Here is a 21,659-nt window from a genome sequence, read left to right on the forward strand (position 1 = left end):
CATGGCCGGAGAACAGGAGCTGACGGCGGAAGCCATCAAGCAGCGCAAGAAGCGCGAGAAGGCAGCAGCAAAGGACGCTGCATTGGGCGTCGAGAAGTTTACGGTTGAAGTCGCCGGGGTGTTCAAGCCTGATCTGAAGGCGGTGATGAAGGCCCACGGCATCAACAACCAGCAGGACATTCACCAGCGGCTGTTGAAGAATCTGATCGAGGCCGATTTCGAGACGCAGGCTCGCATGCTGCGATGTGTCACGACACCTTACGAGCCGAGCGCAAGAGTGTTGCGACAATTTAGGACCGCTACCCGGGAATATCTTACCCAGCACCCCGGAGAATCTGAGGACGAAGTAATCGAGCCGAGTTCGATTACGCCTCTTTAGATCCCAACCGCTCACCCATCAACACCGAGTTATAGGCGTCCTGAAGTTCGATGCTCGCGCGGGAAAGCGCTTTTCCTGACAAATCGCGAGGATAGCTATCTGTCATGGGAAGTGCGCAATCAACAAGATTACGAAGGTCGTAACCCTGTTTTTTTGAAGCGATCATGAGGGACATGAGGGCGGTTTGGAGCGCTGTTTCGCGAGCAGTGGCCATTTCTTTCTCCCTTTTAGCATCGTGCCGAAGAGGGAAAAATTAACCTATCGGTCATCAAAATGCCATCAGCTTGTAACTCCGCCGATCGTAAAAGCAGATCCGGGCGCATCCACCGCAGCGGCGAAGGTGTCAACGAAAGCTCGGTTCTTCGAATAGTCGATGTTTCGACTCCATGTAGCTGGCCAGGTCGATCACCTCTCGTAGAAAAACGACCACCTCCAGCTTCACCGCATCATCCGGCAGCCCTATCCGTTTCAGCATCGCTTTAGCGTCTTCTTCGATAGCCGCTAGCGCATCTACATCGCTCTGCAACCTCATCTCGGCCTCCTGCCAGTGTGAGTTGAGTCATAGATACATCACTAGTGACGTGCCGGCCAGCGGAACTGAAGAGGTAGGTCATGGCCGAAGAACAGCAGCTCCCGACGGAAGAGCCGCAGCCGACGACGGAGGCCACCGAGCAGCGCAGGAAGCGCGAGAAGGCAGCAACCAAGAACGCTGCATTGGGCGTGGAGAAGTTTACGGTTGAAGTCCCGGGGTGTTCAAGCCAGACCTCAAGCGGGTCATGAAGGTCCACGGCATCAACAACCAGCAGGAGATTTACCAACTGCTCCTGATGAACCTGATCGCCGCCAACTTCGAAACCCAGGCCAAGATGCTGCGCTGTGTCACGACACCTTTTGTAATTAACGAAAAGGTGTCGCGACTGATTGAGGCAGCCGGCGTGAAGTCGCTCGCTATCGATCCTCCAGAGCCTGAAGACGAAACTATTGCGCCAAAACGATCTTTTTCGCAGAGTGGTTAGTTCGCCAACAGAGAATCCTTCAACTCATACAATCTTTTCATCTCTAGTATGCGCAGCTTAGCAAAATCCTTATAAATAGATTCATCATCATGCCCGAGAAGCTTAGAAGTTTCTAATAGCATTTTAGGATCTAATAGATCCGCAGCCACATCGACAATGTTCTTATGTATCCAGAATCCCTCACGCCATGGGCAAGTTGGCCCAACAGCTACCTGGTAAAGTTCTGGAAGCATCCTGTCTATGCAAGCAACTAACTCAGCTCTCACAAAATCAACTGCTTCAATTCGCTTTATCTCTGCCACGATGTCCCAGAAATCGGCGTCAATGGCTGGCTTGTCTGGACTTTGAAACCAGGCTCTTATTATAAAAGATTTAGTTCGAAGCATTAACCGAAGCAATTCAGCTTGTGATCGCTTTAGAACTTCGATCGATTTGATCGCATCATTCTTCACCTCTCGCAACTTAACAACATTTCCGGCCACTGATATTTCTTGTACTTCCGGCGCAAAAACAACTATCCCACTGATGATTGTGAATACTACAACGAACGATACAAACTCAGTGCCACTCAGCTTTCCTGAGAGTAACAACCAAAGACCACCGCCACTTGCCAACACAAAAATAAAAAAGCCCGCGATAGCCAATTTTTTCCGCATGCGTCTTCTCCATTTCACCATCTAGTCACTATAGCGCTACAAGGATCCCGCATGGAAATTACCTACGGCTCGGTCTGCTCCGGCATCGAAGCGGCAACGCTTGCATGGAAGCGGCTCGGCATGCGCGCCACCTGGTTCGCCGAGATCGAAGCCTTCCCCAGCGCGGTGCTGGCCCACCACTACCCGAACACGCAGAACCTCGGCGACATGACCAAACTCGGCGCCCAGGTGCTGGTCGGCATACGCGAAGGCCCTCGCCGATTCGCGCGGCGCCCTCACAATCAAATACGTGGAGCCTGCAGGTGCATTTGAATATGTTCGAACAGGGAGCGCGAGATCCCATCAGCGAGTGCCCGGGCGGGTAATGCTGCAAGGCGAGCGGCAAGAGCAAGAAGCGGTGCTTTTCTTTGGGAAGGGATTGGGAACTTCGACATGTGAAAGTTTTAGAGCCCTGCAAACTGCAAAGGCACCGCCTCAAGCAGGGCATAAAACGCCATTCCAACTATTTAATTTGCAGCTCGGGATCGCAATAAACTTCTTCAATTCTACCGCTTTCGCTTAAAAAAATAGTAACTCGTCCCGGCTCAATCTCTTGAGTCACGACGTCACCTTGGCGTACTACACGGCACGCTCTACCGATCAGATCCTTAATCGAAATCGGTGCGTTGGATAGTGGAAATGGTACCGGTCGATAGTCCCATGGCCATGGCACGTCACCACCACCATCTCCACCACTATTTCCGCCCATAAGGCACCTCCTTTAATCGGCGTGATTGCCGAACCATAAGCAATAGTTCATCAAACTCCATCACGCCAGCCAGCGAGGATCCCCTATGTCCGCACAACAGAAGAAACACCCCTTCGATTTCAAAACTCAATACGGACTCGGCTTCAGCACTCAGGACGATGAGATCGTTGTCGATTTCTTCTGTGGTGGTGGTGGCGCCGGTACCGGGCTGGAAATGGGACTGGGTCGCGCGGTGAACGTGGCGAAGAACCACAGTCCGCAGGCGATCAGCATGCACACGATGAATCACCCGGGCGCGGTGCACTACACCACCGACGTGTTCGACGGTGATCCGGATACCGAGTGCGGCGGAAAGGCCGTCGGCTGGTTCCACATGTCGCCGGACTGCACGCACCACAGTCAGGCGGCCGGCGGTCAACCGCGCAAGCGCGAGATCCGGAACCTGTCGTGGATCGGGCTGAAGTGGGCCGGCAAGAAGAAGCCTCGCGTCATCAGTTTGGAGAACGTGAAACAGATCCTCCAGTGGGGGCCGCTGATCGCCAAGCGCTGCAAGTCGACTGGCCGGGTGATGAAGCTGGGCGGCTCCATTGCCGAGCCTGGCGAAGTCGTACCGGTTCACCAGCAGTTCCTTGTGCCTGACCCGAAACGCCGCGGGCAGACGTGGGCGGTTTTCGTCGCTGAGTTGCAGAAGCTTGGCTACAAGGTCGAATGGCGGGTCATCAAGGCCTGCGACTTCGGTGCACCAACCAGCCGCGAGCGACTGTTCATGATCGCCCGTTGCGACGGACAGCCGATTGTATGGCCCGAGCCAACCCACGCGAAGAATCCGGCCAAGGGCCAAAAGAAGTGGCGCACCGCCGCGGAGTGCATCGACTGGACGATCCCGAGCAAAAGCATTTTCGACCGCCCGAAACCACTGGCACCCGCCACCCTGCGCCGAATCGCCAAGGGCATGAAGAAGTTCGTCATCGATGCTGCTGATCCATTTATTGTTCCGATCGCGAATTGGTCCGGCGAAAGCGTGCAGTCTGCAAATGAGCCATTGCGCACCGTGACGTCTTGGCCGCGCGGGGGATCGTTCGCTATGGCCAGCCCGATCATCGCCCCAGCCACGCACCAAGGTAGCGACCGGATCAACGACCCACACGCCCCGCTGCCTACGGTGACTTGCGCGAATCGCGGCGAGCTGACACTGATCAGCCCTACCCTGATTCAAACCGGTTATGGCGAGCGAGCTGGGCAAGAGCCTCGAGTGCCTGGCTTAGATCAACCGCTAGGAACAGTGGTTGCCGGTGGTGTGAAGCACGCACTCGCCGCGGCGCACCTGGTGAAGTTCCGGTTTGCGGACGAAGGAAAAGCGCTCGATGAGCCGCTGCCGACGATAACCAGCGGCGGCAACTACCAGCGCCCGGCCGGCGCCGCGCACGCCATGGGCATCTCTACGGTGTTCATGGCGCAGATGAATGGCGGATTCAACACCACCGACGCCAAGAGCATCGAGGACCCGATGACCACGGTGACCAACACCGGAAGCCAGCAGCAGTTGGTGACGGCGAACCTGGTGCACTTGCGTGGCAACTGCGATGCCCGGGACGCCAGCGACCCGTTGCACACTATCAGCGCCGGCGGCACGCACCACGGTCTGGTTACCGCTTTCATGGAGCGCCAGTTCGGCGCCAGCGTTGGCCAGGGTGTGGACGAACCGGCGCCCACTATCACGGCCGGCGGTGGCGGGAAAAGCTCGTTGGTTGAGTTTCAGCTTTCGCCAGAGGTTGAAGCCGGTGCACTGCGTGTAGCGGCATTCCTGATCAGCTATTACGGCACCGAGAACGTGAGCGGCACTGGCGAACCAGCACCGACCATCACCACCAAAGATCGCCTGGGTCTGGTCACCGTGACGATCAAAGGCACGCCGTACGTGATCGTCGACATCTGCTTGCGGATGCTGCAACCCGTCGAACTGTACAAGGCTCAGGGCTTCCCGGCTGACTACATCATCAGCCACGGTGCCGACTGCAAGCCATTCACCAAAACACAACAGGTCCACATGTGCGGTAACAGCGTCAGCCCTCCCCCTATGGCGGCGCTCGCACGGGCCAACGATCCTTGGCGCGCAGTTGAGCGGCAAGCAGTGGCCGCCTGACTCACGCAAACAACACCAGCCAAGGCATCGTGTTGAGCCATTCGATTAGGTGGTACATCTGCTTCATCACTTGGTCGAGCAGCATTTGGCACAGAAGGTCTTTAAGAAATTGTTGTATGTAGGCTCCTTGGGTAACCGCAAAGCCAAGGAATTGGTTCCTTGGTCTATAGGTGGCCCAATTAACCAAATCCAGTCCCGCCATTCCTCTTGGGCTTTTTCCAACTACCCAACTCCACCGCCCGGGCATGATCGGGCGTAGGATGCCCCGGCTATCAGAAAATGCTCGACTACTCCGACATCTAATTCGACATGCTCGCCGGCCAAGACGAAGCCATTGTCTGCTTCTGCGTGATTGAATATTCTGAAGACAAAATCTGTGTTGTAGCAATCAGCGCCAAACACTTTTATCTCTTACTATTTCAAATTTTGAAAATGCCGGTCGGGCTTTAAACACTTCTACCATATTTAACTCTTCGCCCAAAGCATCGCGTATCGCTGCATTAGAATCTGGAAAATTGCACCCAGCGATGACCCGCTTAAGCTCTAGCTGCGCCCCAAACTTAGTGAAATACAAATCTCCTTCCTTTTCTGAAGACCGAAGTGATTTTAATAAGCGCATTTCTCGCTCATAGCTCCAACTCCGATGCTTCGTGCTAAAGAAACTCATTAGCCAGTTAAATGCTTTTTCCTGAGTATCGACTAAACCCGGATGAAAAATCTTTCTTGCTCCCGTGTACTCGACCTGATGCAAAATATCTGAAGAGACATCAAACCCCAAGCAAATGCCTTTATGTTTATCTCCGTAATGCGCCCACTGCACTGGACTTCTGTAAGAGCGGCTAAAGCACAAGAAACCAAACTGCAATGCAAAGGCAATCTTTAGATTCTTTACCGCCTCTCTTTTTACTTTATCGGTCAACTCATAAGCCATAAGTTCAAACGGATCATTCAACTCCATTATTCTTGCAACTTTAAGTCGCCGATTGATAATATTTTTCAAACCATATTCGTAATTACAAAAATGGTAAACCCGAACAACCTCCGCTTTACTCATACTTCTTAGTCCGTGAGTCGAAAGCTCAATGATACATTGATGAGATACCCTAATGCCCACAGAAAACAAACCGGTCGAGCCTGGCTTTGACCTGAACGCGCCCGATGGTGGACGCGGTTACATCGTCCACCTGTTTAAGACCGTGCTCAAGCGTCACGACTACCGCCAGTACATCAACGAGCGGCTGGCCGGCGACTTCGCATGTACCCTGGCTCAACACTTCGAACGCATCACCGCCGAGCGTGACGCCCTGCAGCAGCGCCTGAACGCAGCGGATCAGCGGATTGATGATTTCGCCGGCGGCGATTGTGAATGGTGGCAAGACGACGAAAGCGGAATCTGGAACACCGGCTGCGGCTCTACGTGGTCATTTCAGGATGACGGTCCGGAAGAGAACGGCATGAACTTCTGCCATTCCTGCGGTAAGCACCTAGTGGTGGAGGCGGCTGAACAGGAACAGGATGACGACTGGGTTATGAACCCGTGCAAGCAAGGCCACCGCGATGTCGGTGCGGCCGGTGGTGTGGCGGCGTGCAACCAGTGCGACGAGAAGATCGAAGCAGCCACGACGCAGGAAGCTTTTGAGCGCTGGAACGCGACACACCTAGTCATCGAATCAGCCGAATCACGAGAAGAGTACACCTGTACTCCTTCCGAAAAATTACCTCTTTCTCCCTCGAAGTCAGCGACATTCGTCTAATTCGACGTTCCGACTTCAGACGGAAGCTTGTCGGTGCCAGCGATGTTCGGGGTATTCATAAAGGCATCCCAATTTCGATAGGCTTCGCGCTGCCTTTCGTTGGCAGCATCCCAAGCTGGGCCTGATACACATCTAGATGAAACCAGCGTCATCATTCCCATGGTGGCAGCATCAAGCTCTAAAAGAAGCTGGTGCGACTCAAATCTGAAGTCGTCGATGGAAGGCATAACCTTTCTCCTGCGCGGAACTCACCGCCATTGAGAAACAGCTGCTCTTCGAAGAGGAGAGTACGGTCACTTCGGATAATTCATGCAGTCTGACCACCGGTCAACTTTACCTACATCTCTCCCCCTTCAAAGTCAGCCGCTATAGCGGCAAGGTCGAATCATGCCAAGAAAAAACCAATTGATCGTCGACTTGTCCGGGGAAAGACGGTCGCCCGACGCCCGTTCAAGGATTCTCAAATACCAAGCCTCAGCGTGTCCAGCTCTCCGGAACATCAGTGGATAACACCTTCGGCTCTTGTACATGCAACATGATGGTTGGAGCACATGCTGCAGGGCGTAGGTGATGCCTTCCGCCCGGTTTGCACTACGTTAGAGGTCCACGTAAACCGCAATCGGGTCTAAAATCACCTGATTACTATCCAGCTGCGTAAACATTTTCTCCAACCCATGCAACGCCTGCGATGCGCGCATGAGAATCTCGTTCATGTTGTCGCTATCCATAAGATGTTCAGCGTCGATACTATCGGTGCCGGAGTCGTTTTCACCGATCGGCGCAGGGCGTACCCTGGTCAATATTCCCACAAGCACAAGATCGACGTCTGAAACCCTAGAGTAAGTCTTCACAATGAAGTCCTCCTCATCTTTTAAGCAAACCCTTTTTAAATCTGCAGATACCACGCAATCTGAAAGCTGCATGAACACATCAAGTCTAGACTTGTAGCCATAGGATAAGGTTTTTGCCATATTCTCATAATGAAGCTTATCATTCGCAATAATTTCTTTTGCTATTTGAGGCTTTGAGAGACGGGCCAGCTCGGCAAGGAGGTGAGAAGTTTTTTGAGACTTAGAGCCCGCCTGAATTTCAAGCAATTCGGATATTAAGGCGGCTCTCTCATCATTTGCCGACAAAATAGACAGACACTGCTGCATATCTACAAGCGTTTCAAGAGACCTCACAGTCGCAGCAGCGTCTATCAATTTTGCTTTGGCTTTTATCTTAACAATACGTGCGCCACCATCACCGAGATCGAAATCACCAAAGCTAGCACTGGAGCAGAACTCCTTAATTTTGTCCTCTTCCAAAAGTTTGGCTTCAAAAATAGAATAGGCGTAATCATGTAAAAATTTCTTTTCGAAACTCGAAGAGGTAGATTCAATAATTTCCGCCATTTTCTTTCCGCTATTGACAGGACCTTCTTGTTCTTCCACGTCAGAGCTGGCGCGCCGTGCCTCTTTTAGTACGAAATCCGTAACACCTTCCATCAGCTGTGAAGATAACGAGTACATCTTATACTCATCAAGGTAAACGAAGCTTCTCACGCTCAGACTTCCTTTTCATAAAATCATTGTAGTAATGTTCACGAGTATCCGCTTTACGCGTACTCCTGGCCGACCAGACGGCGAAAGCTACCGAAAAGAGAAAAAAACCAATCCCTATACCTATAATCAAGACATTGATCATCCCGACACCTCTTGAGTGACAGCGGACAAATAAGTTACACGATCAAATACCGCCCAACAAATGGCGAATGAACCAAATGCCATGACGGCGGACGCCACCAATATCGCCTTAGAATTTATATCTTGATATACATCAGCAAGAAGGGAGAAAGCATACAACACCGCGTAGAATATCACAGCCAGCACTGACAACCCAACAGCCGCCTTCTTCCACTCTACTTCATGCTCTTCGTTGTATCGTATTTCTGCAAGAATCGATATCTGAATAACAATACCTAGAGATATCAAATCTGAGGCACTAAATAACGGAACTTTGTCCCCATTTATCAAACCCGACACTATTAATCTTACAAAGATTGGCACCATGCCAAAAAGGACGGTGTAAACCAGCCAAAGCAGTTTCTTTTCGCTGAACGTGGCAATAACTACCTCCCTGAGACATCTCGATCGTCAGCTTACGGATGAACATCATAGCTGCCGAGGCCATCCTCAACCAAATTTTTCTGCTCAAGCGCACGTCAAAGATGTTTGAGTTCCTCCTCGCATCACATAGATCTCGAGACCTGCGTGCTCGCTACCTTCATAACTGGCTTAGGAGCTGGTCGCCTCGTGGCACATGTCACCTCCACTGCTTTACATATTGCTGCCGGATGGCAACCGGTTGTTTGGAGCAAAGAAAAGTTTTCTTCTCGGTCGCCACAACTCCTCTCCAGCCAATAATTACCGGACCTCGGCCCCTGATGGAATGACGATTCATTCATAAAAGTCAGTTGAACGTGACCAGCACGCTCAGCATTTCGGCTCCGCTGGTACTCGGGAAACCTGCTGAACATTCACTTTTATACATTAAGTAGCGCACGAACCAACCGTAAATCGGACGCTTGCGCTAACAATAAATCACCTTCTGCCGCCACGCGCGGCATGGAGCATCACAATGAGAAAAGAACTGATCAAGATCAGTGAATTCCAGCGCCGGCGCTGGGGTGAAAACGGCACACCACCCTGCCCCCAGGCGATCCGAAACTACATCCGCAACGGCAAGGTGCCCGGCGAGCAGATCGGCAAACTCTGGTACGTTGATTGGACGGCATTCAGCAGGTCAGACGGCAATGACCTGGTCGCGATGGTATTGAAAGGAGCTGCATGATGGTCCCACGGCCGCGCAACAAGGCGAACAAGAGCCTACCGCAGAACCTGTATTTCGATTCGCGGCGCGCGACCTATCGCTACCGCCGGCCCACCGACGGTAAATGGTTCCAGTTCGGCTCTGACCGGATCAAAGCGATCGATGCCGCGAAGCAGTTGAATCTGGAGTTCATGCATGGCGCTGACTTGGTCGGCGCCGTGATGGGCAGCACATCGGAATCGTTCGCCGGCTTCCTGGACGCATACGAAAGTGATGTTCTGCCGCCGAGGGAACTGGCGAAAGGAACACTGGGCCTGTACGCCGTGCATTTCCGTCGTTTCCGGAAACAGTTCGAAGGCAAAGCCATCGATCAGATCACGATCCGCATGATTGCGGAGATGCTGGACGCCCTCACCCCGCGCACTGCCAACCAATGCCGCGCGCTGCTGATCGACATCTTCAACCACGCAGCGGCCAAAGGCCTGTGCCCGGACAACCCGGCCGCCAGCACCATAAACCGCATCGAGAAAAAGCAACGCAAGCGACACACCGTCGAAGGCCTGAAGGCCATCCGGGAGAAGTCACCGTTCTGGCTGCAGAACGCAATCGACCTCGCGCTCATTACTGCGCAGCGCCGAACGGACATATTGAATATGCGATTCGATGGTGTTCGGGAAGGTTTTTTGTATGTGGTGCAGCAGAAGACGGCCAAGGCCAGCGACGCGGCGTGGATCCGGTTCAAAGTGACCGAAGAGCTCCAGGCGGTAATCAGCCGGTGCCGGGATGACATCGTCTCGCCTTACCTGATCCACCGCCGGCCCGATCGCAAAAAGCAAAAGCAGGCGCAGACAAAAGACCACTGGACTCAGGTCGAAGAGAGATATTTGACGCGAGCCTTCAAAGAGGCCCGGGAAGTGGCAGGTTGTTACAAGGGATGGAAGGAAGAGGAAATGCCAGGCTTCCATGAAGTGCGCGCGCTGTCGCTGCACCTGTATCAGAAAGCCGGAAAGGACGGTCAGAAGATCGCCGGCCACGCCAGCGAGACCATGACGAAGAACTACCAGAAGGACCATGCCGAGATCGTCTGGTCAGAGGCAATTCCTGATCTGAATATCAGCGAAATCACCGGGTAGTTTTGCGCAAGTTTTGCGCGGGTTTTGCGCAGGCACAAAAAAGCCGATCCACATGATCGGCTTAAGTGTCTGATTTTACTCAGGAATTATGGTCGGGACGGAGTGATTCGAACACTCGACCCCTAGCACCCCATGCTAGTGCGCTACCGGACTGCGCTACGCCCCGACTGGTCTTGCAACTCGTTCTTCATCTCGAAGAACGCTCAAGAATATAGCGCAAGCGTTTGAAAACTGGAAGTATTCAAACGCTGCTTTTTATTTCTTGAGAACCACCAGTACATCTTCCAATTCGGCAATCATTTGCCGAATCATCTGCTTGTATTGGGTCGTGTCGTCTTTGGCTTCATCGCCGGACAAACGCAGGCGTGCGCCGCCGATGGTGAAACCCTGATCGTAAAGGAGCGCGCGGATCTGCCGGATCATCAGCACGTCCTGGCGCTGATAATACCGGCGGTTTCCGCGGCGTTTGACGGGGTTGAGTTGAGGAAACTCCTGCTCCCAGTAGCGCAGCACGTGTGGCTTTACGGCACACAGCTCGCTGACTTCACCGATGGTGAAGTAGCGTTTGCCCGGGATGACGGGTAGTTCGTCGTTATGACTTGGTTCCAGCATAAGCCTCAACTCGGGCCTTCAACTTCTGCCCTGGACGAAAGGTGACCACACGGCGAGCCGTGATCGGGATTTCTTCCCCCGTTTTCGGGTTGCGGCCAGGCCGCTGGCGTTTGTCCCGAAGGTCGAAATTGCCGAAACCGGACAATTTGACCTGCTCGTTGTCTTCAAGAGCGTGCCTGATTTCCTCGAAAAACAGTTCTACCAATTCCTTGGCTTCCCGCTTGTTCAGGCCCAGCTCTTCATACAGACGTTCCGCCATCTCAGCTTTCGTCAAAGCCCCCATACGTCACTTCCTTAACGTGGCGTTCAACCTTTGTTCGAGCGAGGTGAGGATATTTTGCGTCGTCGAATTCACCTCATCGTCATTAAGAGTGCGCGATGGATGCTGCCAGGTCAAGCCAACTGCAAGGCTTTTTCTATCAGGATCAATACCTTTACCCTGATACACGTCAAACAGCCTGAGATCTGTGAGCCATTCGCCTGCATTTTCACGGATTACGTCCAGTACGGCTGCAGACGCGACGTCTTTGTGCGCAATCAGTGCAAGGTCACGACGCACTTCAGGAAAGCGCGACAACTCATGGAATTTCGGCATTTTACCGAGTGCCACTTCTGCCAGAACCAGTTCGAAAACGAAGACCGGACGATCCAGACCCAAGGCTTTCGACAATTCCGGGTGGATGGCACCGATGAAGCCGACTTCACGCCCTTCGCGCTCGATGCGCGCGGTTTGACCCGGGTGCAGCGCCGGGTGTTTGCCCGGTGCGAAGGTGAACGAATCCAGTGCACCGGCAAAGCCCAGTACGGCCTCCACGTCAGCTTTGACGTCGAAGAAATCGACAGTGTCGCGACCTTGCGCCCAGCCTTCCGGCAGGCGGCTACCGCAAACCACGCCGGACAGCATCGGCTCTTGCTTCAGACCTTCCAGCTGACCAACGAAGCGCAGACCGCTTTCGAACAGACGCACGCGATCTTGCTGGCGGTTGAGGTTGTGCTGCAGCGCTTTGACCAGACCCGGCCACAGCGACGAACGCATGGCGGCCATGTCATTGGAGATCGGATTGGCCAGCAACAGCGGCTCGACGCCCGGGTTGAACAGCTCGAACTGACGCGGATCGATGAAGCTGTAAGTGATCGCTTCCTGATAACCACGCGCTACCAACAGACGACGCAGTTCCGGCAGATCGCTACGCGCTTCAGCCTTGGCTTGCGGCGCCAGGCGCGCTTGCGGGTAACGAACCGGCAGACGGTTGTAGCCGTACAGACGGGCCAGCTCTTCGATCAGATCGACTTCCAGGCTGATGTCGAAGCGATGGCTTGGCACTTCTACTCGCCACTGGCCTTCACCGTCGGCAGCAATGCCAAGACCCAGGCCGCCGAGCAAACGCTCAACCTGGGCGGAATCCATTTCCATACCGAGCATCTGAGTGATGCGCTGGGAACGCAGAGTGATCGGCGCGATCGACGGCAGATGCTGCGCACTGACGGTCTCGATGATCGGGCCGGCTTCACCGCCAGTGATTTCCAGCAGCAGGCCAGTGGCGCGCTCCATGGCTTCACGGGCCAGTTGCCAATCGACGCCACGCTCGTAGCGGTGCGAAGCATCGGTGTGCAGGCCATAGGAACGGGCCTTGCCCGCCACTGCGATCTGATCGAAGAACGCACTTTCCAGAAATACGTCGCGAGTGGTCGCGGAAACACCACTGTGCTCACCACCCATCACACCGGCAATCGCCAGCGCGCGAGTGTGGTCAGCGATCACCAGCGTATCGCTACGCAGGCTGACTTCCTGACCGTCGAGCAGCACCAGCTTCTCGCCCTCTTCCGCCATGCGCACACGGATGCCGCCATTGATTTCGGCGAGATCGAAGGCGTGCAGCGGCTGACCCAGCTCGAGCATCACATAATTGGTGATGTCGACGGCAGCGTCGATGCTGCGCACGTCAGCGCGACGCAGACGCTCAACCATCCACAGCGGCGTCGGCCTGGACAGATCAACGTTGCGGATAACGCGGCCCAGGTAACGTGGGCACGCGGCAGGCGCCAGCACTTCTACCGAACGCACTTCGTCGTGCACGGCAGGAATGGCCATGACCACCGGACGGGTCACCGGCGCGTCGTACAGCGCGCCGACTTCACGAGCCAGACCGGCCAGGGACAGGCAGTCGCCGCGGTTCGGGGTCAGGTCGACCTCGATGCTGGCGTCTTCCAGATCCAGATACACACGGAAGTCTTCGCCCACCGGCGCATCAGCCGGCAGCTCCATCAGACCGTCGTTGCCTTCACCGACCTGCAACTCGGCTTGCGAGCACAGCATGCCGTTGGACTCGACGCCGCGCAGTTTGGCTTTCTTGATCTTGAAGTCGCCCGGCAGCTCAGCGCCAATCATGGCGAACGGAATCTTCAGGCCCGGACGCACGTTTGGCGCACCGCACACGACCTGGAAGGTTTCCACGCCATTGCTGACCTGGCACACGCGCAACTTGTCGGCATCAGGGTGTTGCTCGGTGCTCAGCACCTCGCCCACGACCACGCCGCTGAAAACACCGGCAGCCGGGGTCACGCTATCGACCTCAAGGCCGGCCATCGACAGACGAGCAACCAGCTCGTCGCGATTTACCTGCGGGCTAACCCAGCCACGCAGCCATTGTTCACTGAATTTCATCCTGCTCTCCTAAGAATTCGTTACGACTAGCGAAATTGCGCGAGGAACCGCAAGTCGTTGTCGAAGAACAGACGCAAGTCGTTCACGCCGTAACGGAGCATGGCCAGACGCTCGACGCCCATGCCGAAAGCAAAACCGGAGAACTCTTCCGGATCGATGCCGGACATGCGCAGCACGTTCGGGTGAACCATGCCGCAGCCCATCACTTCCAGCCAGCCGGTTTGCTTGCAGACGCGGCAGCCTTTACCGCTGCACATCACGCATTCCATGTCGACTTCAGCGGATGGTTCGGTGAACGGGAAGTACGAAGGACGGAAACGTACGGCCAGCTCTTTTTCGAAGAACACCCGCAGGAATTCTTCGATGGTGCCTTTGAGATCGGCAAAATTGATGTCGCGATCAACCAGCAGGCCTTCGACCTGGTGGAACATCGGCGAGTGAGTGATATCGGAGTCACTGCGATACACGCGGCCTGGGCAGACGATGCGGATCGGCGGCTGCTTCGATTCCATGGTGCGGACCTGTACCGGCGAGGTATGGGTGCGCAGCAGCATGTTGGCATTGAAATAGAAGGTGTCATGCATCGACCGGGCCGGGTGATGGCCTGGGATGTTGAGCGCTTCAAAGTTGTGATAGTCGTCTTCGACCTCAGGGCCTTCGGCAATGCCGTAGCCGATGCGGGTGAAGAACTGTTCAACACGTTCCAGAGTCCGGGTCACCGGATGCAGACCACCGGAGGTCTGACCACGGCCCGGCAATGTCACGTCAATGGATTCGGCAGACAGTTTGGCAGCCAGTTCGGCTTCTTCAAACAGAGCCATGCGCGCATTGAGAACGCCTGTAACACGTTCCTTGGCAACGTTGATCAGCGCACCGACTTGCGGACGCTCTTCTGCCGGCAAATTCCCCAGGGTCTTCATCACCTGAGTCAATTCACCCTTTTTGCCAAGGTATTGAACCCGGATTTGCTCCAGGGCATTGATATCTTCAGCGCTTTGCACAGCCTCTAGTGCTTGAGAGACCAGCGCATCCAGGTTTTCCATGTACAGACTCCAGATACAAAATAGGGGAAGAGCTTGAAGGCTCTTCCCCTATTTAAGACGTTTACCACCTGGCCCCACGGAAGTGAGGCAGGGTGATTGTCGGGGGTACTTAAGCCAAGGTGGCTTTAGCTTTCTCGACAATCGCAGCAAACACCGCTTTTTCGTTCACTGCCAGATCAGCCAGAACCTTACGGTCGATCTCGATGGACGCTTTTTTCAGGCCAGCGATGAAACGGCTGTAGGACAGACCGTTAACACGAGCACCAGCGTTGATACGAGCGATCCACAGAGCGCGGAACTGACGTTTTTTCTGACGACGGTCACGGTAGGCGTATTGGCCTGCCTTGATTACCGCTTGCTTGGCAACACGGAATACGCGGGAGCGTGCGCCGTAGTAGCCTTTAGCAAGTTTCAGAATTTTTTTGTGACGCTTACGGGCAATGACGCCACGCTTTACACGAGCCATGAGTTACTTCCTCTATTCTTGACTAAAATTAACGAAGGCGCAGCATGCGCTCGACTTTTGCCACGTCAGACGGATGCAGCAAGCTGCTACCGCGCAGTTGACGCTTACGCTTGGTCGACATTTTAGTCAGGATGTGGCTCTTGAAAGCGTGCTTGTGCTTGATACCGTTAGCAGTTTTCAGAAACCGCTTAGCAGCACCACTTTTGGTTTTCATTTTTGGCATGTTCGGATACTCCGCATTCAGTTGATAAACATAATCAGAAGGCCTGCCGTGCCCTGTTGATTACTTCTTCTTTTTCGGGGCGATGACCATGATCAGCTGGCGTCCTTCCATCTTAGGATGCTGTTCGACCGAACCGTACTCGAGCAGGTCAGCTTCAACCCGCTTGAGGAGTTCCATCCCCAGCTCCTGGTGGGCCATCTCACGGCCGCGGAATCGCAAGGATACCTTGGCCCTGTCCCCATCACTCAGGAAACGTACCAGGTTGCGCAGTTTTACCTGGTAATCCCCTTCCTCCGTCCCTGGACGAAACTTGATTTCTTTTACCTGAATCTGCTTCTGGTTCTTCTTCGCCGCGGCAACCTGCTTCTTCTTTTCGAAGATCGATTTGCCGTAATCCATCACACGGCAAACCGGTGGGATTGCGTCTGCGGAGATTTCCACCAGATCAAGCTTTGCTTCTTCAGCAATACGAAGCGCTTCATCAATCGAGACGATGCCAATCTGCTCGCCATCAGCGCCAATTAACCGAACCTCGCGTGCCGAGATATTCTCGTTGATCGGGGCTTTCGGTGCAGCTCGTTTATCTTGTCTCATTTCACGCTTAATAATAATTACTCCGAATCTGGGCGACCACGCCGGGAAACCGCTTGCGCGAGAAACTCAGCGAACTGGGCGACGGGCATCGAGCCCAGGTCAGCACCTTCACGAGTACGCACAGCGACAGTCTGCATCTCGACTTCCTTATCTCCGATAACCAAAAGATAGGGAACCTTGAGCAAAGTATGCTCGCGGATTTTAAAGCCGATCTTTTCATTTCTCAAGTCGGACTTGGCACGAAATCCGCTTTCGTTGAGAGTTTTTTCAACTTCTGCAACAAAATCTGCCTGTTTATCAGTGATATTCATGATCACCGCCTGCGTTGGCGCGAGCCAGGCAGGGAACGCACCTTCATAGTGCTCGATCAGAATCCCGACGAAACGCTCGAAGGAACCGAGGATCGCACGGTGCAACATCACTGGGTGTTTGCGGCTGTTGTCTTCAGAGACGTATTCAGCGCCCAAACGGACAGGCAGGTTAAAATCGAGCTGCAGAGTACCACATTGCCAGACGCGGCCGAGGCAGTCTTTCAGCGAGAATTCGATCTTCGGACCGTAGAATGCACCCTCACCCGGCTGCAGATCGTACGGCAGGCCCGCAGAATCAAGGGCTGCAGCCAGTGCGGCTTCAGCGCGATCCCACAGTTCGTCGGAACCGACGCGTTTTTCCGGACGAGTGGACAGTTTCATCTCGACATCGGTAAAGCCGAAGTCACGATAAACGTCCATGGTCAGCTTGATGAACGCTGCGGATTCGGCCTGCATCTGCTCTTCAGTGCAGAAGATGTGGGCGTCGTCCTGAGTGAACGCACGTACGCGCATGATGCCGTGCAGCGCACCCGACGGCTCGTTGCGGTGGCAAGCACCGAACTCGGCCAGACGCATCGGCAGTTCGCGGTAGCTCTTCAGGCCTTGGTTGAACACCTGCACGTGGCATGGGCAGTTCATTGGCTTGATGGCGTAGTCGCGGTTTTCCGACTGGGTGGTGAACATGTTGTCGGCGTAGTTGGCCCAGTGCCCGGATTTCTCCCACAGGCTGCGGTCAACGACTTGAGGAGTCTTGATTTCAAGGTAGCCGTTATCGCGCTGGATCTTGCGCATGTATTGCTCGAGCACCTGGTACAGAGTCCAGCCGTTCGGGTGCCAGAACACCATGCCCGGGGATTCTTCCTGGGTGTGGAACAGGCCCAGACGCTTGCCGATCTTGCGGTGATCGCGCTTTTCAGCTTCTTCAATGCGCTGGATGTAAGCCGCCAGCTGCTTTTTGTCTGCCCAAGCGGTGCCGTAAACGCGCTGCAATTGCTCGTTCTTGGCGTCGCCGCGCCAGTAGGCACCGGACAGTTTGGTCAGCTTGAAGGATTTCAGGAAGCGGGTGTTCGGCACGTGCGGACCGCGGCACATATCGACGTATTCTTCGTGATAGTACAGGCCCATGGCCTGCTCGTTCGGCATGTCCTCGACCAGACGCAGCTTGTAGTCTTCGCCGCGGGCCTTGAACACTTCGATCACTTCAGCACGCGGAGTGACTTTCTTGATGACGTCGTAATCTTTCTCGATCAGCTGCTGCATGCGCTGCTCGATAGCAGCCATGTCGTCCGGCGTGAAAGGACGCTCGAAGGCGATATCGTAATAGAAGCCTTCGTCGATGACCGGCCCGATGACCATCTTCGCAGTCGGGTACAACTGCTTGACCGCGTGGCCAACCAGGTGAGCGCAAGAGTGGCGAATGATCTCCAGCCCCTCTTCATCCTTTGGCGTGATGATTTGCAGGGTCGCGTCGCTGCTGATGATGTCGCTGGCGTCGACCAGTTGGCCATTGACCTTGCCGGCCAGAGTGGCTTTGGCCAGACCGGCACCAATGGATGCGGCGACCTCGGCTACGGAAACCGGGTGATCGAATGAACGTTGACTGCCGTCGGGAAGAGTAATAGTTGGCATGGCGCCTCCTCTCCTAGTGGTGACCCCTACCAAAGGTCACGTGGGTTGGGATGAGCCAGTACAAGATCCGATCCAGGCCATTCAATGACGAACGCCTGCCTTACAGCGGCAGGAGCCTTGCGGCCAACCGGAAAACCGAACCAGAGTGACTGGGATTCAAATCGAAATATTCGTACGTTGACCGCTGCCGGGACTGAAGGTCTGCCGGAGCCTGAGAACGCTTGAGCCCGGCATGCTAGCACAGATGAGCGGTCACTTATGCCTCTGTTTTGCCAGAAGGCAAATCGTCCGTTTTTATGCCAGAGTGCTGAACTTGATGGCCCCTTCAGCCCTCAGATAACAAGACATTGACCCACAAGGAGCATCCTCGCATGCGTCTGAATACCCTGTTCGCCGTCGTCGCCCCTATCGTTATGCTGCTACCGCTGAGCGCCCACGCCGACTGGCCGAAGGGCGAGCGTGAGAAGTACATGGCGCAGTGCACCCAAGCGGCAACTCCGCAAATTGGCGCTGCTGCAGCCAAATCGCACTGTGCTTGTGGTGCTGATGCCATCAAGTCCTATCCTGCCGCCGACATTCAGGCGCTGATGGACAATAAGGCCTCCCCAGAACTGCAGCAAAAAGCACTGGGTCAAATTGCCAAATGCAAGGCAAATACACCGGCGAAAAAGTGATCAAAACACCTTTCTGACCCGGCTCAGCGCCCCTGAAACGGGCTGATTTTGAGCCTTTTCAGACGATTTATGCAGGTTTTACAGGTTTTTTTATTGTCTTTACGTTCTGCCAAAAGCCTTGTAAACCGGGGCTTTCAGCCGAATCAGGCAGTAAAGAAAACACGTCTGATTGGCAAACAGCACGTCCGGGGGGCTACCAAAGCGAACATTTCGACTATGATACCCGGGTGTGCCCAGTTGGCCTGAGCAGCACAGTACTGAAAAATATATGTTTCTTGGAGATACACCATGTCTAATCGCCAAACCGGCACCGTTAAGTGGTTCAACGATGAAAAAGGCTTCGGCTTCATCACTCCTCAAGGTGGCGGTGACGACCTGTTCGTACACTTCAAAGCTATCGAATCCGACGGTTTCAAAAGCCTGAAAGAAGGCCAGACCGTCTCTTTCGTGGCTGAGAAAGGCCAAAAGGGTATGCAAGCTGCACAGGTTCGCCCAGAGTAATTTCTGCGCGCACTAAAAAAACCCCGTCCATGTGACGGGGTTTTTTATGCCTGCAACAAAAGCCTTCGCTGATCAGCCGCAGTTGACGCGTGTGATCACCAGGTTGTTGTCGGTGTTCAGATTCAAGCGATCCGAGCGGTACTCGAGCGTGATCATGTCATTCGGCTTGAGGAAGCGGGCATTCTGCGCCCCGGCTTTGTTGCGCGCCTGCTCCAGCAGCTCTGGCGAAGCTTTCTTGCCAATGGCGAACTCCGCCGCCGTGGCTTCACAGCGGCTGTGACCGGCTTCGGTCGCCGCAGATTCCTTTGCCGACTCGCTGGAGGTCGTGCTGCAACCGGCCAACATGGCGGCGGCTATAAGTGCACCCAGTGTCGCGAACTTCAAAGGCATGAAGCCTCCTTGTTTTCAAAATGGTTAAGCTGAGATCGTGCGACCGCCATTCCGGCGTTTGGTTTCACGGCCAAGGCCATCACCCTGCCCCACGATTGGAAAAACGCCGAGTGTGCCTGAGCGGCATGCGTCTATTCATCAATCAATCGTGACTGAATATTAACGGCGCTCAGTAGACGTCGATGTAGTCATACGGCGGATTCGGCCAGTTGTCCTTTAGCGCGTTGAAAATCTGCATCACCCACACCTCATCACTGGCCGCGACATTGCCCACATACCCTGAACCCTTGGCCCAGGTTTCCAGGCGAAACAGCAAACCGTCGATATCCTGCCCACCGGTAACGCCGGAAGAAATGTAAGCGATACCGCCCTTGGTCACGCGCAGTTGCGTGTGTTCGTCATCGCTGGCCGAAGCGAGCAACTGGCGCACCGCATCGAGCGTGAGGCCGTCAGGGGTATTCAAATCGATCTGCACAGAACGGTCCTTGGAAAGCCTTGAAATACCAAGTGTCGCATAGCGCTCCGTTCATGCCTAAGTCGCAGTGCCAAATGCCCGACAAAATGGTTAACTCGAATCCATGATCTTCCGACTTTTCGAGCGCTCTCATGACCACCATCAGCATCGACGCCGCCATTAATGCCAAATGGACAGACGGACACAGCTCTTACAGCCCGGGAACCACCGAGGAGCTTGCGCTGATTGGTATCGATCTATTGGTCAAGGAGTTGGGCACTGATGCGGCCAAGCACTTCATCAAGCAGATTTTCGAGCGTTACCCGACCGAACAGGTCGCGCATAAACACGCAGAGAAGGGATAAAACCCGCAGGCTGGCACCTGCGGGCGAATGATTTACTTCAGACGCTTCAGACGCTCGGTCAGCAAGTCAAAGAAACCCTGAGCATCGCCATTTTCAACCCAAAAGGCGTTCTTGGGTGCCTTCAGGCCGTCGTACCAATCGACGATGGTCTGACCAAAAGTCGGCCCTTCACGACTATCCACCACAACATTCACCGAACGACCGGTGAACAGTTCCGGCTTGAGCAGATAAGCCACAACGGTCGCGTCATGCACCGGGCCACCCGGAATACCGTAGTGTTCCATATCGCCTTTGATGTACTCGTTGAGAATGTCGCCGACAATCTTGCTCGCGTTGTTGTTCAGTGCAGCGATTTGTTTCAGGCGTGCATCACTGGTGAGGATCTTGTGGGTCACGTCCAGCGGCAGGTAAGTCAGTTTCACGCCGCTTTTCAACACGACTTCAGCCGCTTGCGGGTCAGCAAACAGGTTGAACTCGGCCACTGGGGTGATGTTGCCTCCGTTGAAGTGCGCACCGCCCATGATCACCACTTCCTTGATGCCCTGAACGATTTCAGGCTCCTGGATCAGCGCCAGCGCCAGGTTGGTCTGCGGCCCGAGCATGGCGATGGTGATGCTGTGCGGCTTGGCTTTTTTCAGGGTATCGATCAGATAGTTGACGGCATTACCTTCAGCCAGACCCTTTTTCGGTTCGTGCACGGTGACACCCGACAGGCCTTCCTTGCCATGGATGTTCTCGGCGTAGATAGGGGTGCGCATCAGCGGCTTCGGCGCACCGGCATAAACCGGTACGTCTTCGCGCCCTGCCCACTCGCGAGCCAGTCGTGCGTTACGCGACGTCTTGTCGAGGCGCACATTGCCGGCCACGGTGGTCAGCGCGCGAATGTTCAGCTCGTCCGGCGAGGCCAGGGCGAACAGCAAGGCAACCACATCATCGGCACCCGGGTCGGTGTCGATAATCAGGTCGATTTTCTCCGCCGCCTGGGCGCCGGTGGCAGTGATTACGGACAAAAGCAGAAAGCTCCGGATGAATTGATGCAGTTTCTGAGCATAGCGTTGCATGGCGCATTCCTTGTGCATGTGGAATCGA

General features: G+C 54.6%; 29 protein-coding genes, 1 tRNA gene and 1 pseudogene. 11 read left to right on the forward strand and 20 right to left on the reverse strand.

What is annotated here, in order from left to right:
- Position 1: 1 nt before the first annotated feature.
- On the forward strand, positions 2-379 hold the full coding sequence (locus CKW38_RS02340) for a hypothetical protein (RefSeq protein ID WP_095111715.1): 378 nt from the start codon (positions 2-4) through the stop codon (positions 377-379).
- Here CKW38_RS02340 and CKW38_RS02345 read toward each other — a convergent pair.
- The gene (locus tag CKW38_RS02345) at positions 366-593 is read right to left on the reverse strand and encodes a hypothetical protein (RefSeq protein ID WP_095111716.1); all 228 of its coding nucleotides are present in this window, start codon (positions 591-593) and stop codon (positions 366-368) included. The genes CKW38_RS02340 and CKW38_RS02345 overlap by 14 nt on opposite strands.
- A gap of 129 nt (positions 594-722) precedes the next feature.
- Positions 723-911, reverse strand: coding sequence for a hypothetical protein (locus tag CKW38_RS02350; RefSeq protein ID WP_095111717.1), 189 nt, complete (start codon positions 909-911; stop codon positions 723-725).
- An 80-nt stretch (positions 912-991) separates the two neighbouring features.
- Between CKW38_RS02350 and CKW38_RS30575 the strand changes: the two genes are divergently transcribed.
- On the forward strand, positions 992-1,159 hold the full coding sequence (locus tag CKW38_RS30575) for a hypothetical protein (protein ID WP_371857952.1): 168 nt from the start codon (positions 992-994) through the stop codon (positions 1,157-1,159).
- Positions 1,129-1,395, forward strand: a complete 267-nt coding sequence (locus CKW38_RS02355; protein WP_371857953.1) for a hypothetical protein — start codon at positions 1,129-1,131, stop codon at positions 1,393-1,395. Before CKW38_RS30575 ends, CKW38_RS02355 begins: the two co-directional genes overlap by 31 nt.
- Here CKW38_RS02355 and CKW38_RS02360 read toward each other — a convergent pair.
- Positions 1,392-2,051 (reverse strand): hypothetical protein, encoded by a 660-nt coding sequence (locus CKW38_RS02360; RefSeq protein WP_095111718.1) that lies wholly within the window; start codon positions 2,049-2,051, stop codon positions 1,392-1,394. The two genes, CKW38_RS02355 and CKW38_RS02360, sit on opposite strands and share 4 nt — an antisense overlap.
- 51 nt (positions 2,052-2,102) lie before the next feature.
- Here CKW38_RS02360 and CKW38_RS02365 point away from each other — a divergent pair.
- Positions 2,103-2,376, forward strand: a pseudogene (locus CKW38_RS02365) (cytosine methyltransferase); the annotation flags it as partial.
- Positions 2,377-2,553: 177 nt separating this feature from the next.
- Here CKW38_RS02365 and CKW38_RS02370 read toward each other — a convergent pair.
- Positions 2,554-2,799, reverse strand: coding sequence for an I78 family peptidase inhibitor (locus CKW38_RS02370; RefSeq protein WP_080761994.1), 246 nt, complete (start codon positions 2,797-2,799; stop codon positions 2,554-2,556).
- Between the two features lie 85 nt (positions 2,800-2,884).
- Here CKW38_RS02370 and CKW38_RS02375 point away from each other — a divergent pair, with 85 nt between their 5' ends.
- A complete protein-coding gene (locus CKW38_RS02375; RefSeq protein WP_095111719.1) occupies positions 2,885-4,942 on the forward strand; it encodes a DNA cytosine methyltransferase in 2,058 nt (685 codons plus the stop codon).
- 388 nt (positions 4,943-5,330) lie between these two features.
- Here CKW38_RS02375 and CKW38_RS02385 read toward each other — a convergent pair whose 3' ends face one another.
- Entirely contained in the window at positions 5,331-5,996 is a 666-nt protein-coding gene (locus tag CKW38_RS02385; RefSeq protein ID WP_095111721.1) for a DUF2971 domain-containing protein, read from the reverse strand.
- 52 nt (positions 5,997-6,048) lie between these two features.
- On the opposite strand from CKW38_RS02385, the gene CKW38_RS02390 reads away from it, so the two are divergent.
- Positions 6,049-6,696, forward strand: a complete 648-nt coding sequence (locus CKW38_RS02390; protein ID WP_095111722.1) for a hypothetical protein — start codon at positions 6,049-6,051, stop codon at positions 6,694-6,696.
- On the opposite strand, the gene CKW38_RS02395 is transcribed toward CKW38_RS02390, so the two are convergent.
- The 3 genes from CKW38_RS02395 to CKW38_RS02405 form a co-directional block, all read right to left on the reverse strand.
- Positions 6,693-6,923 carry a hypothetical protein gene (locus tag CKW38_RS02395; RefSeq protein WP_095111723.1) on the reverse strand — a complete coding sequence of 77 codons (231 nt, stop codon included), beginning with the start codon at positions 6,921-6,923 and terminating at the stop codon, positions 6,693-6,695. The genes CKW38_RS02390 and CKW38_RS02395 overlap by 4 nt on opposite strands.
- A gap of 369 nt (positions 6,924-7,292) precedes the next feature.
- A complete protein-coding gene (locus CKW38_RS02400) occupies positions 7,293-8,243 on the reverse strand; it encodes a hypothetical protein (RefSeq protein WP_095111724.1) in 951 nt (316 codons plus the stop codon).
- 138 nt (positions 8,244-8,381) lie between these two features.
- The gene (locus CKW38_RS02405) at positions 8,382-8,723 is read right to left on the reverse strand and encodes a hypothetical protein (protein WP_141232650.1); all 342 of its coding nucleotides are present in this window, start codon (positions 8,721-8,723) and stop codon (positions 8,382-8,384) included.
- Between the two features lie 595 nt (positions 8,724-9,318).
- On the opposite strand from CKW38_RS02405, the gene CKW38_RS02410 reads away from it, so the two are divergent.
- Both CKW38_RS02410 and CKW38_RS02415 read left to right on the forward strand, forming a co-directional pair.
- A complete protein-coding gene (locus CKW38_RS02410) occupies positions 9,319-9,531 on the forward strand; it encodes a hypothetical protein (RefSeq protein ID WP_034152736.1) in 213 nt (70 codons plus the stop codon).
- Positions 9,531-10,643 (forward strand): tyrosine-type recombinase/integrase, encoded by a 1,113-nt coding sequence (locus CKW38_RS02415; protein ID WP_095111726.1) that lies wholly within the window; start codon positions 9,531-9,533, stop codon positions 10,641-10,643. Before CKW38_RS02410 ends, CKW38_RS02415 begins: the two co-directional genes overlap by 1 nt.
- Positions 10,644-10,732: 89 nt before the next feature.
- Here the strand turns inward: CKW38_RS02415 and CKW38_RS02420 are convergent.
- The 9 genes from CKW38_RS02420 to thrS form a co-directional block, all read right to left on the reverse strand.
- A tRNA-Pro gene (locus tag CKW38_RS02420) sits at positions 10,733-10,809 on the reverse strand.
- An 89-nt stretch (positions 10,810-10,898) separates the two neighbouring features.
- The gene (locus CKW38_RS02425; RefSeq protein WP_003179985.1) at positions 10,899-11,255 is read right to left on the reverse strand and encodes a MerR family transcriptional regulator; all 357 of its coding nucleotides are present in this window, start codon (positions 11,253-11,255) and stop codon (positions 10,899-10,901) included.
- A complete protein-coding gene (ihfA, locus tag CKW38_RS02430; protein ID WP_002553164.1) occupies positions 11,236-11,538 on the reverse strand; it encodes an integration host factor subunit alpha in 303 nt (100 codons plus the stop codon). The genes CKW38_RS02425 and ihfA overlap by 20 nt, the downstream gene beginning before the upstream one ends.
- A gap of 3 nt (positions 11,539-11,541) precedes the next feature.
- A complete protein-coding gene (gene pheT / locus CKW38_RS02435; protein ID WP_095111727.1) occupies positions 11,542-13,920 on the reverse strand; it encodes a phenylalanine--tRNA ligase subunit beta in 2,379 nt (792 codons plus the stop codon).
- A gap of 26 nt (positions 13,921-13,946) precedes the next feature.
- Complete coding sequence (pheS, locus tag CKW38_RS02440; protein WP_003226365.1) at positions 13,947-14,963, reverse strand: phenylalanine--tRNA ligase subunit alpha; 1,017 nt, start codon at positions 14,961-14,963, stop codon at positions 13,947-13,949.
- Between the two features lie 109 nt (positions 14,964-15,072).
- Positions 15,073-15,429: a 50S ribosomal protein L20 gene (rplT, locus tag CKW38_RS02445; RefSeq protein ID WP_007913489.1), complete on the reverse strand. Its 357-nt coding sequence runs from the start codon at positions 15,427-15,429 to the stop codon at positions 15,073-15,075.
- Positions 15,430-15,457: 28 nt separating this feature from the next.
- Entirely contained in the window at positions 15,458-15,652 is a 195-nt protein-coding gene (rpmI, locus tag CKW38_RS02450; protein WP_002553160.1) for a 50S ribosomal protein L35, read from the reverse strand.
- 60 nt (positions 15,653-15,712) lie between these two features.
- The gene (infC, locus tag CKW38_RS02455) at positions 15,713-16,264 is read right to left on the reverse strand and encodes a translation initiation factor IF-3 (RefSeq protein WP_171057393.1); all 552 of its coding nucleotides are present in this window, start codon (positions 16,262-16,264) and stop codon (positions 15,713-15,715) included.
- A complete protein-coding gene (thrS, locus tag CKW38_RS02460; RefSeq protein WP_007913488.1) occupies positions 16,264-18,186 on the reverse strand; it encodes a threonine--tRNA ligase in 1,923 nt (640 codons plus the stop codon). Before thrS ends, infC begins: the two co-directional genes overlap by 1 nt.
- Before the next feature lie 371 nt (positions 18,187-18,557).
- Between thrS and CKW38_RS02465 the strand changes: the two genes are divergently transcribed.
- Both CKW38_RS02465 and CKW38_RS02470 read left to right on the forward strand, forming a co-directional pair.
- Positions 18,558-18,860: a hypothetical protein gene (locus tag CKW38_RS02465; RefSeq protein WP_095111728.1), complete on the forward strand. Its 303-nt coding sequence runs from the start codon at positions 18,558-18,560 to the stop codon at positions 18,858-18,860.
- Between the two features lie 288 nt (positions 18,861-19,148).
- Complete coding sequence (locus CKW38_RS02470; protein WP_003179963.1) at positions 19,149-19,361, forward strand: cold-shock protein; 213 nt, start codon at positions 19,149-19,151, stop codon at positions 19,359-19,361.
- A 72-nt stretch (positions 19,362-19,433) separates the two neighbouring features.
- On the opposite strand, the gene CKW38_RS02475 is transcribed toward CKW38_RS02470, so the two are convergent.
- Both CKW38_RS02475 and CKW38_RS02480 read right to left on the reverse strand, forming a co-directional pair.
- Complete coding sequence (locus CKW38_RS02475; protein WP_095111729.1) at positions 19,434-19,751, reverse strand: I78 family peptidase inhibitor; 318 nt, start codon at positions 19,749-19,751, stop codon at positions 19,434-19,436.
- Between the two features lie 169 nt (positions 19,752-19,920).
- A complete protein-coding gene (locus CKW38_RS02480) occupies positions 19,921-20,226 on the reverse strand; it encodes a hypothetical protein (RefSeq protein WP_007913485.1) in 306 nt (101 codons plus the stop codon).
- A gap of 131 nt (positions 20,227-20,357) precedes the next feature.
- On the opposite strand from CKW38_RS02480, the gene CKW38_RS02485 reads away from it, so the two are divergent.
- Complete coding sequence (locus CKW38_RS02485; RefSeq protein ID WP_095111730.1) at positions 20,358-20,570, forward strand: hypothetical protein; 213 nt, start codon at positions 20,358-20,360, stop codon at positions 20,568-20,570.
- A 32-nt stretch (positions 20,571-20,602) separates the two neighbouring features.
- On the opposite strand, the gene CKW38_RS02490 is transcribed toward CKW38_RS02485, so the two are convergent.
- A complete protein-coding gene (locus CKW38_RS02490; protein WP_007949847.1) occupies positions 20,603-21,631 on the reverse strand; it encodes a nucleoside hydrolase in 1,029 nt (342 codons plus the stop codon).
- Positions 21,632-21,659 lie beyond the last annotated feature (28 nt).

Source organism: Pseudomonas sp. Irchel 3H7, from assembly GCF_900187605.1.
Classification (GTDB): Bacteria; Pseudomonadota; Gammaproteobacteria; order Pseudomonadales; family Pseudomonadaceae; genus Aquipseudomonas.

Coding starts and splice junctions, on each gene's coding strand:
- CKW38_RS02340 (WP_095111715.1), top strand. CDS start 2: ATGGCCGGAGAACAGGAGCTGACGGCGGAAGCCATCAAGCAGCGCAAG.
- CKW38_RS02345 (WP_095111716.1), bottom strand. CDS start 593: ATGGCCACTGCTCGCGAAACAGCGCTCCAAACCGCCCTCATGTCCCTC.
- CKW38_RS02350 (WP_095111717.1), bottom strand. CDS start 911: ATGAGGTTGCAGAGCGATGTAGATGCGCTAGCGGCTATCGAAGAAGAC.
- CKW38_RS30575 (WP_371857952.1), top strand. CDS start 992: ATGGCCGAAGAACAGCAGCTCCCGACGGAAGAGCCGCAGCCGACGACG.
- CKW38_RS02360 (WP_095111718.1), bottom strand. CDS start 2,051: ATGCGGAAAAAATTGGCTATCGCGGGCTTTTTTATTTTTGTGTTGGCA.
- CKW38_RS02370 (WP_080761994.1), bottom strand. CDS start 2,799: ATGGGCGGAAATAGTGGTGGAGATGGTGGTGGTGACGTGCCATGGCCA.
- CKW38_RS02375 (WP_095111719.1), top strand. CDS start 2,885: ATGTCCGCACAACAGAAGAAACACCCCTTCGATTTCAAAACTCAATAC.
- CKW38_RS02385 (WP_095111721.1), bottom strand. CDS start 5,996: ATGAGTAAAGCGGAGGTTGTTCGGGTTTACCATTTTTGTAATTACGAA.
- CKW38_RS02390 (WP_095111722.1), top strand. CDS start 6,049: ATGCCCACAGAAAACAAACCGGTCGAGCCTGGCTTTGACCTGAACGCG.
- CKW38_RS02395 (WP_095111723.1), bottom strand. CDS start 6,923: ATGCCTTCCATCGACGACTTCAGATTTGAGTCGCACCAGCTTCTTTTA.
- CKW38_RS02410 (WP_034152736.1), top strand. CDS start 9,319: ATGAGAAAAGAACTGATCAAGATCAGTGAATTCCAGCGCCGGCGCTGG.
- CKW38_RS02415 (WP_095111726.1), top strand. CDS start 9,531: ATGGTCCCACGGCCGCGCAACAAGGCGAACAAGAGCCTACCGCAGAAC.
- CKW38_RS02425 (WP_003179985.1), bottom strand. CDS start 11,255: ATGCTGGAACCAAGTCATAACGACGAACTACCCGTCATCCCGGGCAAA.
- ihfA (WP_002553164.1), bottom strand. CDS start 11,538: ATGGGGGCTTTGACGAAAGCTGAGATGGCGGAACGTCTGTATGAAGAG.
- pheT (WP_095111727.1), bottom strand. CDS start 13,920: ATGAAATTCAGTGAACAATGGCTGCGTGGCTGGGTTAGCCCGCAGGTA.
- pheS (WP_003226365.1), bottom strand. CDS start 14,963: ATGGAAAACCTGGATGCGCTGGTCTCTCAAGCACTAGAGGCTGTGCAA.
- rplT (WP_007913489.1), bottom strand. CDS start 15,429: ATGGCTCGTGTAAAGCGTGGCGTCATTGCCCGTAAGCGTCACAAAAAA.
- rpmI (WP_002553160.1), bottom strand. CDS start 15,652: ATGCCAAAAATGAAAACCAAAAGTGGTGCTGCTAAGCGGTTTCTGAAA.
- thrS (WP_007913488.1), bottom strand. CDS start 18,186: ATGCCAACTATTACTCTTCCCGACGGCAGTCAACGTTCATTCGATCAC.
- CKW38_RS02465 (WP_095111728.1), top strand. CDS start 18,558: ATGCGTCTGAATACCCTGTTCGCCGTCGTCGCCCCTATCGTTATGCTG.
- CKW38_RS02470 (WP_003179963.1), top strand. CDS start 19,149: ATGTCTAATCGCCAAACCGGCACCGTTAAGTGGTTCAACGATGAAAAA.
- CKW38_RS02475 (WP_095111729.1), bottom strand. CDS start 19,751: ATGCCTTTGAAGTTCGCGACACTGGGTGCACTTATAGCCGCCGCCATG.
- CKW38_RS02485 (WP_095111730.1), top strand. CDS start 20,358: ATGACCACCATCAGCATCGACGCCGCCATTAATGCCAAATGGACAGAC.
- CKW38_RS02490 (WP_007949847.1), bottom strand. CDS start 21,631: ATGCAACGCTATGCTCAGAAACTGCATCAATTCATCCGGAGCTTTCTG.